This window comes from Ruegeria sp. HKCCA4633 (genome assembly GCF_013034605.1).
Lineage (GTDB): Bacteria > Pseudomonadota > Alphaproteobacteria > Rhodobacterales > Rhodobacteraceae > Ruegeria.
This window is the reverse complement of sequence record NZ_WQGJ01000001.1, coordinates 1,238,239-1,255,401: the sequence shown is the minus strand read 5'-3', so window position 1 is coordinate 1,255,401 and position 17,163 is coordinate 1,238,239. Positions and strand designations below refer to the sequence as shown.

At 56.3% G+C, this 17,163-nt stretch carries 15 protein-coding genes; 14 read left to right on the top strand and 1 reads right to left on the bottom strand.

The window, feature by feature from the left end; genetic code table 11:
* Positions 1-17 precede the first annotated feature (17 nt).
* Positions 18-848, top strand: coding sequence for a peptidyl-prolyl cis-trans isomerase (locus tag GOV85_RS06090; protein ID WP_171175936.1), 831 nt, complete (start codon positions 18-20; stop codon positions 846-848).
* The gene (locus tag GOV85_RS06085; protein WP_171175933.1) at positions 845-1,834 is read left to right on the top strand and encodes a HupE/UreJ family protein; all 990 of its coding nucleotides are present in this window, start codon (positions 845-847) and stop codon (positions 1,832-1,834) included. The genes GOV85_RS06090 and GOV85_RS06085 overlap by 4 nt, the downstream gene beginning before the upstream one ends.
* Before the next feature lie 372 nt (positions 1,835-2,206).
* On the opposite strand, the gene GOV85_RS06080 is transcribed toward GOV85_RS06085, so the two are convergent.
* A complete protein-coding gene (locus GOV85_RS06080; RefSeq protein ID WP_170353340.1) occupies positions 2,207-2,860 on the bottom strand; it encodes a GntR family transcriptional regulator in 654 nt (217 codons plus the stop codon).
* 208 nt (positions 2,861-3,068) lie between these two features.
* On the opposite strand from GOV85_RS06080, the gene GOV85_RS06075 reads away from it, so the two are divergent.
* From GOV85_RS06075 to GOV85_RS06020, 12 genes are all read left to right on the top strand, one after another.
* Complete coding sequence (locus GOV85_RS06075) at positions 3,069-4,151, top strand: Gfo/Idh/MocA family protein (RefSeq protein WP_170568791.1); 1,083 nt, start codon at positions 3,069-3,071, stop codon at positions 4,149-4,151.
* A gap of 100 nt (positions 4,152-4,251) precedes the next feature.
* The gene (gene dctP, locus GOV85_RS06070; protein ID WP_170429695.1) at positions 4,252-5,262 is read left to right on the top strand and encodes a TRAP transporter substrate-binding protein DctP; all 1,011 of its coding nucleotides are present in this window, start codon (positions 4,252-4,254) and stop codon (positions 5,260-5,262) included.
* 30 nt (positions 5,263-5,292) lie between these two features.
* Positions 5,293-5,868: a TRAP transporter small permease gene (locus GOV85_RS06065; protein WP_170460347.1), complete on the top strand. Its 576-nt coding sequence runs from the start codon at positions 5,293-5,295 to the stop codon at positions 5,866-5,868.
* A complete protein-coding gene (locus GOV85_RS06060) occupies positions 5,865-7,160 on the top strand; it encodes a TRAP transporter large permease (RefSeq protein ID WP_170328647.1) in 1,296 nt (431 codons plus the stop codon). Before GOV85_RS06065 ends, GOV85_RS06060 begins: the two co-directional genes overlap by 4 nt.
* The gene (locus GOV85_RS06055; protein WP_170568792.1) at positions 7,160-9,052 is read left to right on the top strand and encodes a bifunctional sugar phosphate isomerase/epimerase/4-hydroxyphenylpyruvate dioxygenase family protein; all 1,893 of its coding nucleotides are present in this window, start codon (positions 7,160-7,162) and stop codon (positions 9,050-9,052) included. The genes GOV85_RS06060 and GOV85_RS06055 overlap by 1 nt, the downstream gene beginning before the upstream one ends.
* Positions 9,049-9,876 (top strand): citryl-CoA lyase, encoded by an 828-nt coding sequence (locus GOV85_RS06050; RefSeq protein WP_170353336.1) that lies wholly within the window; start codon positions 9,049-9,051, stop codon positions 9,874-9,876. Before GOV85_RS06055 ends, GOV85_RS06050 begins: the two co-directional genes overlap by 4 nt.
* A complete protein-coding gene (locus tag GOV85_RS06045; RefSeq protein WP_245223190.1) occupies positions 9,866-11,053 on the top strand; it encodes a Gfo/Idh/MocA family protein in 1,188 nt (395 codons plus the stop codon). Before GOV85_RS06050 ends, GOV85_RS06045 begins: the two co-directional genes overlap by 11 nt.
* On the top strand, positions 11,043-11,708 hold the full coding sequence (locus GOV85_RS06040) for a hypothetical protein (protein ID WP_171175931.1): 666 nt from the start codon (positions 11,043-11,045) through the stop codon (positions 11,706-11,708). Before GOV85_RS06045 ends, GOV85_RS06040 begins: the two co-directional genes overlap by 11 nt.
* A 1-nt stretch (position 11,709) precedes the next feature.
* Complete coding sequence (locus tag GOV85_RS06035) at positions 11,710-12,900, top strand: Gfo/Idh/MocA family protein (RefSeq protein WP_170568795.1); 1,191 nt, start codon at positions 11,710-11,712, stop codon at positions 12,898-12,900.
* Between the two features lie 154 nt (positions 12,901-13,054).
* Positions 13,055-13,969 (top strand): sugar phosphate isomerase/epimerase, encoded by a 915-nt coding sequence (locus GOV85_RS06030; RefSeq protein ID WP_170568796.1) that lies wholly within the window; start codon positions 13,055-13,057, stop codon positions 13,967-13,969.
* Positions 13,950-15,359: an aldehyde dehydrogenase family protein gene (locus GOV85_RS06025; RefSeq protein ID WP_170568797.1), complete on the top strand. Its 1,410-nt coding sequence runs from the start codon at positions 13,950-13,952 to the stop codon at positions 15,357-15,359. Before GOV85_RS06030 ends, GOV85_RS06025 begins: the two co-directional genes overlap by 20 nt.
* A complete protein-coding gene (locus GOV85_RS06020) occupies positions 15,359-17,140 on the top strand; it encodes a thiamine pyrophosphate-binding protein (RefSeq protein WP_171175930.1) in 1,782 nt (593 codons plus the stop codon). Before GOV85_RS06025 ends, GOV85_RS06020 begins: the two co-directional genes overlap by 1 nt.
* The last annotated feature ends 23 nt before the right edge of the window (positions 17,141-17,163 follow it).

Here is a 17,163-nt window from a genome sequence, read left to right as displayed (position 1 = left end):
TTTACGCAGGAGACTTCATGCGATTTTTGAAAGAACCCCTGTTCCACTTTTTCTTGATTGGGGTAGCAATTTTCATTTGGTTCCATATCGTTGCGCCGAACGACCAGACTGTCGAAAACCTTGAAACGATAACATTCGACCAAGACGATATCGCGCTTTTGTCTACTCAGTTTGAAGCGCGGTGGAAACGCCCGCCCGACAATGCTGAGCTGCAAGCCTTGGTCAACGCGTCAATTCGCGAAGAGGTACTTGTGCGGGAGGCACGAAAACTTGGCCTTGATCGTGGGGATAGCGTGATCAGGTCTCGTCTAAGTCAGAAGATGGATTTTCTTACAGAAGCGATCGCCACATCAGTGGTTCCAGAAGATGAGGATCTAGAGGCGTTTCTTGAAGAAAGTCCTGAACGCTATGCTACCCCCGACAAGGTGGCGTTCAATCAGGTCTTTTTGGGCGAACGGCCAAGTGATGCAGAACTTGAGGCGGCCCTGGTTGCGCTAGACGAGGGGCAAGACATGTCTGCATACGGGGCTTCGACACTCTTGCCGACCTCAATGCCCCTGACCGTGACCAGAGTGGTGGACTCGGTCTTTGGAGGTGGATTTTCCGACGCTCTGTTAGAGCTCGAAGCTGGCCAGTGGGTCGGTCCGATCCGGTCAGGTTACGGGGTTCACCTTGTTCAGGTGACCGCCATTGAGCCCAGCCAAACGCCGGCTTTGTCAGACATTCACGATGCGGTTTTACGGGATTGGCGTCGCGCCATGAGTGAAGATCTGGCGCAAGCGCAGTATGAAGCTCTTGCGGGTACGTACAAGATTGTGGTGCCCGACCTGTCAGGCGCGACCGAATGAGGGCTTTGATCTGCATAGTGCTTGCGCTTCTGTTCGCTTGGCCCGTAGGTAACGTGGCAGCGCATGCGCTTGATCCGGGATACCTGGACATGCGTCAAATCGGGCCAGGTACGTGGAGCGTTCATTGGCGGAAGCCAGATGTGAGTGGTCAGCCAATGGCGATTGATGCTGTTTTGCCGGATGGATGCGCTCCTGCACGTGGGCCTGACCCGGCTTTCGACGGGCGAGCATGGGTTTCATCCTGGGTTGCCGAGTGCGACGCAACGATCGCGGGCCAACCCATCGCCATCGAGGGCCTTGAGGCTCAGCAAAACGATGTTTTGGTCCGTTTGCACCCACTAGAATCCGAGCCCGCGACGCTTCGTTTCACGCCAGATGCCGCGGTTCAGGACATTCCATCTGAACAGACGACATCGTCAGTATTTGTCGCCTATTTCCAGTTGGGGTTCGAGCACATACTGGAAGGCTGGGACCATCTGCTTTTTGTCTTAGCGCTGTTCATTTTGGTTCGCGATCCGTGGAGGTTGGTCGGAGCTGTAACAGCATTCACGCTTGCGCATTCGATAACATTGGCGCTTGCAACCTTTGGCGTTCTGAACGTTCCCGGCCCACCAGTTGAGGCCGTCATCGCCTTGTCGATCGTTTTTCTGGCGATGGAGATTGTCAAAGGCGGTGAAGGACGGTTCCGGCTTTCAAGTCAAAAACCCTGGATCGTCTGTTTCGGATTCGGGCTTTTACACGGTCTTGGTTTTGCTGGGGCATTGGCCGATATTGGTCTGCCGCCAAACGACATCCCCGCAGCATTGCTTGCGTTCAATCTGGGCGTTGAAGCCGGTCAGCTGTTTTTCATCACAGCCTTGGCGCTTTCTTTGATGATCTGGCGTGTGATTGCGTTTCCGATCAGCCAAAGGGCAACAGTTGTCGCCGCCTATGGCATCGGTTCCGTGTCGATGTATTGGCTTATCGAGCGTATTAGCGGTTTCTAGCCTCACAAACTCAAAGCGGCGGCTTTCGAAATCTCGGCGGGCTTCCCAGTCACGGCTGCTAACTGACGAGCTCAGATTTGATCGTCGTCCAAAGACAGATTTGAAAGAGGTTTATTCTAGGCCAAGGTCCAGTTCGCCCACGAAGGGTTCATTCAAAAAAAATTTTCTGGATGATGGTAGCGGAGGTCCGTCTTGGACACAAACCCCACACATTAACACTCTGTAAAATATGCGTGCCGCGACCTTCAAGGGGTAAGCCGAAAGGTCAATTGTCGTAGCGGTGCCCTGACTGGCGAATTCGATCAAAAGAAATTCGCCTTCACCGGGGTGCTCTGCGTTGAAGGCTGTCGCTATTGCGGCAATGGGAACGTCTTACATAGCCTCCAAGGTATGCTGGAGGCCATTTCGAATGTGATCTTCCAACAGCCTCTTCGCCGTGTCGGCGTCTCTGGCCAGCGCGGCATCGAACATGCCCTTGTGCTCCTTGACCGCCTCTTCGCCGCGATAAGTCAGCACAAGCATCTGATACCGTAAGTACTTGTCGTAGATGATGGAGTGCAGAGACAGAAGGTTTTTGGAGTTGCAGGCCGCGATCATCGCTTGGTGAAACTCCCAATCATATCGTTTCCAGGTTTCTTTCTCGGACTCGTCGCCCTTGAGAAGCTGCTGTTCCATCAGGTGCAGTTTGTGGTGTGCGGCAACGAGGTTGCCTTCCCAATCCGTGTCGCCATTCGCAATGGACAATTCCAACGCGTGGCATTCCAACAGGACCCGCAGCTCTGAAATCTCGGTCAGGTCTTCTCGTGAAACTGGTGTGACCAGGAAACCCCGTTGCTCGGGAGCTTCGACAAATCCGTCGCTGGCGAGCCTGTTCAGCGTTTCACGAAGTGTCGAAAGGCTTGCCGAGTAGCGTTCCTTCAAGGCGTCCAGCTTCAGTTTGGAGCCGGGTTGCAGCTCCCCGAAGATGATGTCTCGCTTGATGCGCTGATAGGTGCTTGCACCTATCGTAGACGGCTGTTTCGCCATGCGTTTCACCCGATATTATCAGTTTCCTCGTTCAGTTAGCATTTTTCAGAGAAATCAGCAATCCAAACTGATGTATGGTAAAAATAAAAATATCATACATTATTGCGGAATCGCGAAAACCCCAATACGGTCGTGACCAAGTTGGGCAAAGCAGCTCGATCGCTATCATCGGTTTCGGGATTTTCCGGACCCTCCGGAAGGAAGCAAAGTGTCTAAGAACTTTCGCATTGCCATTGTCGGCATTGGTCTTGTTGGACGCCGCCACGCAGACGCTATCCGAGCGTTGCGCCATGTTGATCTCGTCGCGGTGGTCGACCCCAGCGATGAAGGTCGTGCTTACGCCGTTGAGCACGGGGTCGCATGTTACGCGACCCTTGAGGAAATGTTTGCAAATCAGACGCCGGACGGAGCTGTGCTTGCGACGCCCACGACGCTTCATGTCGAACAAGGCCTCACGTGTGTTCGACATGGTTGCCCCGTTCTCGTCGAAAAACCGATCGCCGTGGAAGCCGCAGCTGCGCTTGAGCTTGTTCAAGCGGCGGAGAAGGCCAATGTGCCACTGATGGTTGGACATCATCGTCGGCACAATCCTCTGATCCGGTCGGCTAAGGCAGCCATTGTCGATGGGAAGATTGGAGATGTGCGCGCTGTCCATGCGAATTGCTGGTTCTATAAGCCAGACGAGTATTTTGATGCTGCGCCCTGGCGAAAGAAACCCGGTGCAGGGCCCATCTCGGTCAATCTGGTCCACGATGTGGATCTGCTGCGGTATCTGGCCGGAGAAGTCGTGACCGTTCAGGCTCAGTCGGCTTCATCGCAGCGGGGTTACGAAAACGAAGATGTTGCCGGTGCTCTGTTGACGTTCGAAAGCGGGGCGATAGGGACCATAAGTGTATCCGACAGCATCGTCGCCCCGTGGAGCTGGGAGATGACGTCTCAGGAATATCCCATCTATCCTGCAACCACTGAGAGTAGCTACATGATAGGTGGCTCTCATGGTTCGTTGTCCGTTCCCGATCTTCGCCTGTGGAGTTACCAGAGTGAGCAAAGGGACTGGTGGACGCCAATCTCATCGACCGCGCTGAAGAAGGGGGCGTCTGACCCTCTGGTCAATCAGCTTAGGCACTTTGTTGAAGTAGCTCGACACGAAGCAGAACCGATTGTGTCTGGATGGGAAGGCTTCAGAACGCTTCAAGTTATTGAAGCTATTCAGAATTCCTGCAGAACAGGTGATACGGTCAGGATCAAAAACTTACAAAAAACACCAGTGGTAGGTATGACGGCAGTCTAAAATATCAGATATTTTGTAAAAAATCTTGCAAAATGTCCAAAATAGGTCAAAACTCTGAATCGCAAAAAAGAAGCATCATGATGTCTCAGGGAGGAGCAAAGTGATTACCAAACTTACCCGCCGGGCTGCTGTATCAGCCCTGGTCGCAACCGGTGTTCTGTTTAGCGCAACAAGTGGTGCGCTGGCGGAAGACAAAGTCCAACTTCGCCTCGCAACATCAGGGTCGGAGACCGATCAGCGCTCGGTCGCTATGGCCGAGGTTTTCGCGCCCATGGTCGCTGATTTCGCAAGCTACGAGCCCAGCTATAATGGAACCATCTTCGCCCAAGGCACCGAGTTAGACGCCATCAGCCGGGGCAACCTGGAAATGTCGATCACCTCGGCGCAGGAACTGGCACAGTTCTTCCCCGAGTTTTCGATCTTTACAGCAGGCTATGTCCACCAGGACGCCGCGCATCAGGTGGCTGTCTTCAACGATCCCTTGATGGATGCCTTTAAGCAAAAGGCCGAAGAAGAACTGGGCGTCAAACTGCTGTCGGTCATGTATCTGGGCCGTCGTCAGGTGAACCTGCGCCAACCCAAGGATGAACTGACCGTCAGCACCCCGGCTGATCTGGAGGGTGTGAACCTGCGGATGCCGGGCACAGATGCGTGGCAGTTCCTTGGCAAAGCGCTGGGTGCTGCCCCGACACCAATGGCGTTCTCAGAGGTTTACACAGCTCTGTCGACCGGTGCCGTTGACGGTCAGGACAACCCATTGCCGACCGTGGTTGATGCCAAGTTTTACGAAGTGACCAACCAGATCATCCTGACATCTCACTTGGTCGACTTGAACTATATCGCCATTGGCAAGGAAGTTTGGGACGGGTTGACGCCGGAACAGCAAGCCAAGGTTCAGGAAGCTGCGGACGCAGCAGCTGAATCAGGCCGTCAGAAGCAGCTTCAGAAAGAAGAAGATCTTGTCAGCTTCCTGAAAGAGCAAGGCATGGAGATCTACGAACCCGATCTCGCTGCGTTCCGCGATCAGGTACAGTCTATGTATCTGGACAGCGAATTCGCTGGCTCATGGCCCGAAGGCGTTCTGGATCAGATCAACGCTTTGGGCAACTGAGCCCAGTAAGACAAGGGAGGGAGAACCATAATGAAAGCCTTCATAAAGGGGTTCTCCCGACTGACCGAAGCGATTGCCGGCGGGATGCTGGCGGCAATCTTCCTGATTTTCCTATTGCAAATACTCTTGCGCTACTTCTTTACCCCCGCCGGATGGACGCTTGAACTCATCGGCATTCTGTGGGTTTGGGTGATCTTCTTCAGTTGCGCTTTCATAGTGCGCGAACGGGATCACGTGAAGTTCGACATCATCTACCTTTCCGTGCCGATGCGCGTGCGGCAGGTCTTTGCGATGCTGGCGGCCGCAGCGATCGTGGTCGGTATGCTCTACAGCTTCCTTCCGACGTGGGACTACATCGATTGGATGAAAATCCGCAAGACATCGACTGTCCGCAATCCGTTTTCCGGCGAGAAGATACCTTTGCGCACAGTATTCTCGATTTACGCGGTATTCATGCTGGTCGTCGCAGCGCGCTACGCGTGGCTATTCTTCGACGTCATGCGCAATGGCCCCCCAAAGACAGAGTTGGAACTGGTTGTTGGGTACAACGTGGTTGACGACCATCCCCGTGTCGACGTCGAAGAGGACGAGGAAGTTAAGAAATGAGTTTTGAACTTCTTTCCTGCCTGCTCGCTCTCTTTCTTCTGGCAGGCATCGGGACACCTATCGGCTATTCCATCCTCTTGGCCTCATTGGTGTATCTGGGCACAGCCGGACTGGACGTAGCACTCGCAGGCGAGAAGATCCTGCAGGGCTTCTACAAAAGCACGATCCTGCTTGCCGTGCCTTTGTTCATCGTCGCCGCCAATATCATGAACGCGGGCTCGATCACGGACCGTCTGCTGAACTTCTGCGTCGCCGCTGTTGGTCGGTTCAAGGGCGGTCTCGGGCACGTCAACGTGGTAGCGTCTCTGATCTTTTCGGGTATGTCCGGCTCGGCCGTCGCGGATGCCGCGGGGATCGGTAAAATCATCATTGAGATGATGACCAAGGATGGCCGCTACAGCCGAGGTTACGCAGCCGCGATCACGGCGGCGTCGGCGACGATTGGCCCGATCATTCCGCCCTCGATCCCGATGGTTTTGTACGCGCTCGTTTCCAAGGCCTCTATCGGGTCGCTGTTCCTGGCCGGTATTCTTCCGGGCCTGATCATGGGCGTCGTCCTCATGGCGATGAACTATTATCTGGCCGGAAAGCGGAACTTTGCATTGGAAGAACCTGTTCCTCTGCGCGAATTGCCGGCTAAAACCGCCAACGCGTTTCCGGCACTGCTGATGCCCGCAATCCTGCTGTACGGTATATATGGCGGCGTCACCACTCCGACCGAAGCCGCCGCAGTTGCTGCATTCTACGCTCTGCTACTGGCAGCGTTGTTCTACCGCGCGCTGACCTTCCGTGGCCTTTATCAAGTGTTCGTCGACAGCGCGCGCTCCTCCGCCGCCGTCGGGGTGGTCATTGGTGGCGCGTTCATTCTGAACTTCATCGTCATTCAGGAACAGATTCCACAGTCGATCTCGGCACTGCTGGAGGGTTCGGATGTTAGCCCGATTGTATTCCTGATCCTCGTAAACCTGCTGATCCTCGCGCTGGGATGCGTGTTAGACGCAACAACGATCATCCTGGTGATCGTGCCCCTGTTCATTCCAACCTGCGAAGCGCTCGGGATTGATCTGGTGCATTTCGGAGTGCTGGTCGTCGTGAACTCAATGATCGGTTTGATCACGCCGCCCTATGGCATTCTACTCTTTGTGATCAACGCCGTGACGGACATTCCGCTGCGCGAAATCATCTCCGAAATCTGGGCCTTCCTCGCGGTTCTCATCTTCGCCTTGGTGATAATGATGCTGATGCCGGATCTGGTCCTGTGGTTGCCGCGTATGTTTGGATATCAGGGATAATGTGCCTGTCGGTTTCGACAACGTCGATCCCCGGTGATCTGGCTGAAAAGCTGAGTGCTATCGCTGACGCGGGATTCGGGGGTGTCGAATTACACGAACCGGATTTGACCGCTTTTGACGGACCGCCATCGCAAGTCCGCAAGATTGCATCGGACCTCGGCCTGAAGATATGCCTGTTACAACCCTTCCATAATCTTGAAGGCCAGCCCGAAGCCGGACGTGAGCGCGCCTTTGATCGACTGAAGCGCAAACTCGACCTGATGAGCGAGCTGGGAACGGAATTGCTGCTTATCGGGTCTGCCTTCGAGGTCGATGTCGCTGCGACCGAAGAACAGGTAATCGCAGATCTTGGCGAGGCGGCCCAAATCGCTAAAGAAATGGGGATGCGTCTGGCCTATATGGGCTTGCCATGGTCGGATCTTATTCACTCGGATGAACAGGCGTTAGGCGTCGTTGATGCTGTCGACAGCCCTAATCTGGGGTTGGCTTTGAATTCCTTCTTCTCGCTTGCCGACGGATCCAAACCAGCCCGCCTTCGGGACATTCCCGGAGAGCGGCTGTTCCATGTGCAACTGTCCGATGCACCCCGGCTTGAGATGGATATACGTCGGCTCAAGCGGCACTTTGGGCTTCTGCCGGGGCTTGGGTCGCTGAACCTTGCGGGCTTCGTTCGCGTGTTGTCCCGCGCCGGATACAAAGGGCCTTGGTCGGTTGCACGCGTCAACGAAGCAGCTCCTCAACCCGGTGGCCGAACACTGGCCCGAGACGGCTACAGGTCGCTGGTGAACCTCCTGGATGAGGTATCCCGGACCGAGCCGGGAACCGATTTCGGCATCCCGGACCTGCCGGAACGCGTCTATGCGTCAGGCTTCGAATTCGTCGAATTTACAGCCGACGAAACAAGCGGCGCGCAGCTGGCAGATATGTTGTCAGCAATGTGTTTTCGAATGGAGCGAAAACACGTATCCAAGTCCGTCGAGCTGTGGCGGCAGGGCGCGATAAACATCGTTGTGAATACCGAAAAGGAAGGATTTGCCCATTCGGCGTTCCTGGGTCACGGCCCCTCCGTTTGTGACATGGGGTTGCGTGTCAAAGATGCGGATCAGACGGTTCAGCGGGCGACCGCGTTGGGCGCGCCGAATTTCTCACAACCGGTGGGAACAGGGGAACTGGATATCCCGGCCATTCGGGGCGTTGGTGGCAACGTCGTTCATTTCATCGATGAGAAATCCGATCTCCATCGGGTATGGGACATTGAGTTCGAGCCGGTTGCGAAAACCAAAGCCACCCAACCTGCCGGTCTGCGTCGTATCGACCATCTGGCCCAGACGATGCGTCACGATGAGATGCAAAGCTGGCTACTCTACTACATTTCGACTTTCGAGATGGCAAAATCCCCTATCGTGAACGTCGCCGACCCGTCTGGTGTCGTGCAAAGCCAGGCTATCGAAAGTCCCGAAGGCGAAGTGCGCTTAAACCTGAATGGGGCAGTTGGGCGTCGAACACTGGCGGCGTCATTCCTTGAAGATGGCTTTGGGGCTGGTGTTCAGCACATTGCCTTCCAGTCGGATGATATTTTTGAAACTTCAGCCCAGTTGCTCAAGTCTGGCTTTCCCAGCCTGTCCATCCCGGAGAACTACTACGCTGATCTGCAAGCGACATTCGGATTGGATGACGATTTGGTCGCCCAATTGCGCAGGGGGAACATTCTCTACGATCGGGCGGCGGGTGCAGAGTATTTTCAGATATACAGCCGCCCCATCTTTAACGGCTTCTTCTTCGAAATTGTTGAACGCCGTATGGGCTATGCCGGTTATGGCGCGCGCAATGCACCCATTCGCCTTGCTGCGCAAAGCAAAACCCAGCCGGTGAAAGAGGTGCAGACGCAATGACCGCGCAGACGACAGACGATGAGCGCGCCGTTCGCCAATGGTGGCGTACCTCCATCATCGACATGAAACCCGGACAGATCTCTTTTCGTGGCAACGCCATAGAGGACCTGATCGGAAACGTATCTTTCCCGCAGATGATCTGGCTTATGGTGCGGGGCGATCTACCCAGCGACGCGCAAGCGCGCCTGTTCGAAGCCGCTTTGGTCGCAGGCGTGGATCACGGCCCACAGGCTCCCTCAATCGCGGCTGCGCGTATGGCCGCCACCTGCGGGGTAGGTCTCAATAACGCGATGGCGACTGCGGTGAACATGCTGGGCGACGTGCACGGCGGGGCAGGAGAGCAGTGTGCAGAGCTGTACTATGATATCGCAGCTCGCATGGATTGCGGAGCATCGTTGAATGACGCAGTGAAGGACGGTCTGGACAGCTGGCGCGAGACCTATGGCAAGATCGTCTCGGGCTTCGGTCACAGGTTTCACAAACCTGTCGATCCACGCGCACCCCGATTGATGCAACTTGTTCGAGATGCGGCGGCAGAAGGCACAGTTTCTGGCCGGTTTGCCGATATCGGAGAAGAGGTTCAAGCCGAACTCGGTCGTCAACGAGGCGGTCGGCCAATTGCCATGAATATTGACGGCGCGACAGCTGTGATCTTCTGCGAACTTGGCTTTCCTGCGCCCTTGTCGCGAGGGCTGTTCTGCCTGTCCCGCTCGGTCGGAATACTCGCCCACGCTTGGGAACAGATGAACCAGGGTGGCCGCAACAAAGGGCCGATGCCCCCTAATTACTTACCCCTCTACGAAGACAGGAATGATGACACGTGAGACATCGAAATCCTTCCGGGTCGGCCTTATCGGCTGTGGTCGTATCAGCGATATTTATCTAAAAACACTATCCAAATTCTCAAACGTTGAGGTCGTGGCTTGTGCAAGCCTTGACCCTTCGGAAAGCCGCACCAAGGCAGATCAATACGGTATCGCCAAGGCCTGTGCGCCAGATGGGGTGTTTGACGATCCGACGATTGACTGCGTTCTGAATCTGACAATTCCGGCGGCGCATGCCGAAATCAGCCTGCGTGCGTTGGAGGCGGGCAAGCACGTCTATTCCGAGAAGCCGCTGGTTATGGATCGAACGGATGGTAAGACGATTCTGCACATGGCCTCTGAAAAGGGGCTACTGGTCGGTTGCGCACCCGACACATTTCTGGGCGGTCGTTGGCAAACCGTTCGGCGCTTGATCGATGAGGGTGCCATTGGCAAACCGACAGGGGTTTTTGCCCATGTCGGTACCCACGGGACGGAACGCCACCATCCCAACCCGGATTTCTACTACCAGGCCGGTGGCGGGCCCTTGCTGGACCTTGGGCCATATTACCTGACCGCCATGGTTTGCTGCCTTGGTCCGGTTGACCGGGTCGCCGGAATGGCTCGGCGCACGTTCGACAAAAGGATGATCGAAAACGGCCCTCGCAACGGTGAATGGATGGATGTCGAGGTCGACACGCATTCCCTAAGCCTGCTGCAGTTCTCTTCCGGGGCTATAGGGTCGATGACCATGAGCTTTGACGTCTGGGATAGCGAAACGCCGCGGTTCGAGATCTACGGTGAAAAAGGCACCATCAGCATCCCAGACCCTGACCCGGTACATGGTGCCAACATCTTTCAGGGGGATGTCTGGCTGAAAACGCGGGAGACCTCGCGCTGGTCTCATCAGCCGCGCCCATCCGGTCGCGAAGGCTGGCAGGTGGTCGTCAACAAACACGGGTTCAATGAGGACAGCCGTGGTCTCGGCCTTTTGGATCTGGCTCTGGCGGCGCAAGAAGGACGCCAACCCCGTGCAAGTGGAGCGCTCGCCTACCACGTTTTCGAGGTCATGGACGCGATCGAACGGGCACCAAAATTTGGCGCCTATCAGACGATAGAAAGCCGTTGCGCGGCTCCGGAGCCTTTGCCGGTCGATTTCCCTAACGATGAGAGGAAGGAATTGGTTCATGCCGATTGAGACACTCGACTTTGCTCAACCATTCTTTCGCGTCCAGCACACAACTGACGAGCGCAGGATTTCTATCGAGGGTCGCGCCATCGTTCTTAACCTTGGGGGGCGAAATCTCTCTGTCGAGGATCAGACCATTGCACCGCTTTCCTCTGTGATCGTGCAAGACAGCACGCTTAGCGGCGTGGAACGTGCAGTCATTGTCCACGATTTCGACGCCCATGCCGATGACAACGAGTTGTTCGCATGGGTGAAAGATACATGGCCATCTGCTTTTGATGTTCGCCAAGAGGAGCGTTTACGCGGTGTCAGCCACTACATGTCGCCAAAGGTCTTTGTGGGTAACGTTGGGCTGACCATGTACCATTCCGGCTCGGTGCCGCTGAATGTCGGATTGCACAAGGATCATCCGTTCTGCCCGGTACCGGGGTTTCGCGAAGTGCATACACAAATCGTAGGCTTTGGGAAAATGCAGCAATGCCGTGAGCGGGATGTTGAATCCCTTTACCTCGAAGAATTCATGGCCCCCGGCACGACGCACAAACCGATGTATGACGCCGAAGGCAACTATCCCTGGCATCAGTACGAGACGATTACCCCCAGCATTTTCATGGCGGTGGAAATGCTGCCGGAAGGCGTACGGGTCCCGGAAATAGAGATTTAGAATGGCTGAGAGACTTTTCTCCGAAGACCTGAACTTTGACGGACCTTTCCCCCGATTGTCTCGCCGTTTGCGGCTGGGTGTTGTGGGCGGCGGACGTATCTCTGTCACGCAGGCAACGGCCGCGCGGATGACCGACCGGTGGGAGGTCGTCGCAGGAGCGCTCAGTTCTGACGCCATGCGAAGCAAGGTGCGCGGGGCCGAGTGGTTCCTGCCGGCCGACCGGTGCTATGCGTCCTTCGACGAGATGGCAAAGGCCGAGGCGGCACGCCCGGATGGCGTAGATGCCGTCATGATCACCACCCCGAACCACGTTCATTTCGAAGCGGCCAAAGCCTTTCTGGAGGCGGGCATTGACGTGCTGTGCGATAAGCCCTTGACCAACGAAGTTGCGGAGGCCGAAGGGATTGAGGAGATTACCGCGCGCACGGGACACATCTTTGCTGTCGGCTATGCGATGTCATGTTTTCCAGTAATCCGTCAGGCCAAACAAATCGTGGCGGAAGGCGGCATCGGTAAAATCAACCAAATCCACGTCGAGTTCATGCAAGACTGGATGACGCCCGATGATGTGGCTGATGCGCCCCACGTCAAATGGCGGCTGGACCCAAAGATTTCTGGTCCGACCAGCTGTGTCGGCGATATCGGCACCCATGCCGCGCATCTCGCCAGTTTTGTCTCGGGCCTGCCCTTGACCGACCTACGGGCTGAATTTCATGTCTGCGGCGCGCCAAAGCCTTTGGAAGACACAGCATTCATGTTCACCCGCTATCAAAACGAGGTTCCGGGAACCCTGATGGCGACACGCCTTGCCCCCGGAAATCGGGGAGGGTTGCGGTTGCGCATATTCGGGAACGAAGGAGGTCTCGAGTGGGACCTGGAGAATTCGGAACAGCTGAAGTTCAATCGGTTCGGTGAGCCGGATCGCATCATCAGCCGAGGTCACGGGCATGGCATCGGCCCCGGCGCAGAACGTCTAATCCGGACCGCGCGCGGCTTCCCAGAAGGGATTATCGAAGCCTGGGCCAACCTCTATACGGAATTTGCTATGGCCGTAGCTGCGCGTCGGGATGGCGTTACCGTTCCGGATGATTGGCTTACTTATCCCAGTGTCGAACAAGGTGCAGATGGCGTCCGGTTTATTGAAGCCTCCGTGCGCTCTCACCAGTCCGGAGGTGACTGGGTCACTCTCTAAGGCTCTGCCAACAAGAATGTAAAACACGCCCGGGCAGTTGCCCGGGCGCTTTCATTTCCTGCTCAGTATTAAAAGTTGATATTTTAAAAAATATCAGATATTTTTTACTACGTGTGATGAATTTGAGATTCGCAGACACGTGGAGCTGTCGTTCATGGTGAAACCCAAAGAGGCTGGCGCAAGCCCCTCTCTCTATTCCTTGGCGCATCTGACGCTGATTGGCTGTACGCCGCCCGAGCTGGTCTATATCGCCGCGCGGGCCGGTTACGATGCCGTCAGCCCCAGATTCATTCCGATGCATGTGCCCGGTGAATTCACTCAATCTCCAATCGACAAGGCACAGGTGCATGCCATCAAAACTGCTCTCTCTACCACTGGCTTGAAAGTCCTCGATGTCGAGCTTGCGCGCATTACCGAAGATGTCGATCCGCGCAGTTTCGAGCCGTCGCTGGAGATCGGCGGGGAACTGGGCGCCAAGCGTATGATCATGAGCGCGTGGACCAACACCCGCGATGATCGTGACTTCCTGATCGACGTCTATTCTGAGACCTGCGAACTGGCGGCACCCTACGGGCTAACAGTGGACCTGGAGTTCCCAAGCTTTTCCCGCCTTCGTACTCTGGATGAGGCGCTTGACATTGTCCGCGCCTCCGATCAGCCGAATGGCGGTATTCTGGTTGATACGCTTTATCTGCATCTCAGCCGCGTGGATTTGGGAGAGTTGCTACACGTCCCCTCGGACCTGTTTCACTTCCTGCATATCTCTGATTGCCTGCCCGGCATCGCCGATACGCGTGAGGGCATGATCCAACTGGCCCGCGATGCGCGGCTATATCCCGGTGAGGGATGGATCGATTTCACCGGCATCATCGAACGGATGCCGCCCGTCGACTACTCCATTGAATTACCCAACCAAAGCCGCGTTGCCGAGTTGGGATATGAAGAACACGCGCGTCGCTGTCTCAGCCAAGCCAAGCGAACATTCGGCGAGGCGCGGTCACAGCGTCGTATGCCCGATGCTACAATTCCAAAACACCAAGAGGATCATCATGGGCAAAGAGCTCACTGAAAACGACCGCAACATGGCGGCAGATATGCTGGCACGCGCCCGCGCTGCCATGGCCGAGATCGAGGATTGGGATCAGGACAGGCTGGACCGCCTGTCTCAGGCCATTGCGTGGTACGCAGGGAACGAGAAAACCTTCACCCGGCTGGCCCAGCAAGGCGTGGACGAGAGCGGTATCGGAGATCGCGAAGGCCGCCCAGCGAAGCGCTTCAAGATTCACATGGTGCTGCGAGATGTCTTGCGCACACCCTCGACCGGCATCGTCGAGGTTGATGAGGAAAAAGGTCTGGTGAAATATGCCAAACCTGCTGGCGTCATCGCATCCCTGATCCCAATGACTAACCCAGCGATGACACCACCGGTGACCGGCGTTTCCGCTGCCAACGCCCGGAATGCCGTCATCTTCAGCCCGCATCCGCGAACCGCCCATACCACCTTTGAGATGGTCGAGGTCATGCGCGCAGCTTGTCGTGCTGCCGGTGCCCCCGAGGACTTGTTTCAGTCCATTCGCAAACCGTCGATCCCATTGACGCAACATCTGATGGAGATCTGTGATCTGACGCTGGCGACGGGCGGCAAGCCGATGGTCAAAGCGGCCTACAGTTCTGGGCGCCCGGCCTATGGTGTCGGCGCGGGCAATTCGTCCATCGTCATCGATGAAACCGCCGATCTGGACATCGCCGCGCAGAACACTCGCATTTCAAAGACCTCCGACTTTGGGTCGGGCTGCTCGGCCGACGGCAACATCATCATCCAGCGCTCAGTTTACGACGATATGGTCAAGGCGCTTCAAGCCGAGGGCGGCTACCTGTGTTCGGATGAAGAGAAGGCCATGCTCGAAGCGGCCATGTGGGATGAAAAGGGAAACCGTACGTTTCCAACCATCGCCTGTCCGCCGCAGCAAACGGCCAAGGTCGCCGGTTTTAACATCCCCGAAGATCGAAAGTTTTTGATGGTTGAAAACCAGGGGCAAATCGGCCCGCAGCACAAGTTCTCCAAGGAAAAACTGACCACTCTGATGGCGCTTTATCACTTCGACACGTTCGATGACGCGCTGGAAACGGTCAGCCAGATCTACAACACCGGGGGCAAGGGTCATTCCTGCGGTATCTACAGCCACAATGACGATCACATCGACCGGTTGGCGCGTCTGGCTCCGGTCAGCCGCATGATGGTTCGACAGCCTCAGTCCAAGGCCAATGCGGGTGCCTGGACCAATGGTATGCCTATGACCAGCAGCCTGGGCTGCGGCATCTGGGGCGGCAACATCACCAACGAAAACGTCACCATGAAACACATGATGAACTACACCTGGGTCAGTCGTCCGATCCCTGAGGATCGCCCCTCGGAGCCGGACTTGTTCGGTGAGTTCTACGGACAGGAGGTCGCGTGATGGACGCAAGCAAACTGGAGGGTAAAACCGTCGCCGAACACATCGTTGATTTCTTGGAACGTCGTGAGGTCAAACATGTGTTCGGCCTGTGCGGCCACACGAACATCGCGGTTCTGGCTGCTTTGGCCGAAAGTCCAATTGATTTCGTCACAGTACGACACGAACAAATCGCCAGCCACGCGGCGGACGCATATGCCCGCGTGACGGGCAAGGCCTCGGTGGTGCTGTCCCACCTCTCCCCGGGACTGACCAATTGCGCCACCGGGGTCGCCAACGCGGCCTTGGACTGTATCCCTATGGTCGTGATTGCGGGCGATATTCCTACGCATTACTACGGCAAGCATCCGCATCAGGAAGTGAACCTGCACGCAGACGCGGCCCAATGGGAGATTTATCGCCCCTTAGTCAAACGTGCGTGGCGGGTGGATCGCGCCGACCTGATGGCCGAAATCTTGGAAAAGGCGTTCCATCTGGCTGAAAGCGGTCAGCCCGGGCCGGTGCTGGTCAATGTGCCGATGGACATCTTCTCCGAGGTGATCCCCTCGGACAGCTTCGACCGTATCCGCGATAACACGCGCGCGCTCAAGAAACCGTCGATTGAGGATGAAACAGCGCGAGAGATTGCCGAAGCGCTGGCGAAGGCCGAAAACCCGGTTGCCTATGTCGGCGGCGGTATCCTGTTGGCGCAGGCCTGTGAGGAGTTGCGCGAGTTTGTTGAACATATGGGTCTGCCCGTCGCGCATTCCCTGATGGGCAAGGGCGCGCTGCGGGACGACCATCCGCTCGTGCTGGGAATGACCGGGTTTTGGGGCACCGAGCTGGTCAACCAGTCTTGCCTGAACGCGGACTACATCTTTGCCGTGGGCACACGGTTCAAAGAGGCCGATTGCTCCAGCTGGTATCCTGGCTACACGTTCAACATTCCCGGCTCAAAAGTCATTCATATCGACATCGAACCGCAGGAGATCGGCCGGAATTATCCCACCGAGATCGGTGTGGTCGCGGACGCCAAGGCCGCCTTGCGCGTCCTCAACCGGGTCGCCCGCGAGATGTATCCGGACGGCTTCAAACGCCCCGCGCTGGAACAGAAGATCGCCGACTTCCGAACGGATTTCAAAGCGCGCAACGTGGAAATGGCGACCTCATCGGCCTTTCCGATGATGCCCGAGCGCATTCTGGCAGATACCCGCAAGGCACTGCCTGAGGATGCCATCATCACTACGGACGTTGGCTGGAACAAGAACGGTGTTGGGCAACAGTTCGATATCCTGACACCCGGTTCGATCCTGACTCCGGGCGGGTTCGCGACTATGGGGTTTGGCCCTCCGGGCGCGATCGGTGCGAAACTGGCGGCACCTGATCGCGTTGTCCTCAGTCTGGTCGGTGATGGTGGCTTTGGTCAAAATCCGTCGATGCTCGCGACGGCCGTCGAACTTGATCTGGGCATCATCTGGCTGGTCATGAACAACAACGCCTTCGGAACTATAGCGGGTTTGCAAAAGGCGCATTACGGCCTGACCTATGGAACAACGTTCCCCGGATCAGCCGCAGCTCCCGCGAACGGGCCGGGTTATGCTGACATTGCAAGAGCTTATGGCGCGGAAGGGCACAGGCTCAGCGCTGCTGACGAGTTGTTGCCCGCATTAGAAGCTGCAATTGCCAGCGGCAAACCTACTGTCCTTGATGTCCCAATGATCAACAACCCGACGCCAACGACCGGTCATTGGAACATCCTGGACATTTATTCGCCGGACAAGGATGTTTCTCACGTCGCCACCTGACGACACTGAGCGCGGTAAGCCGC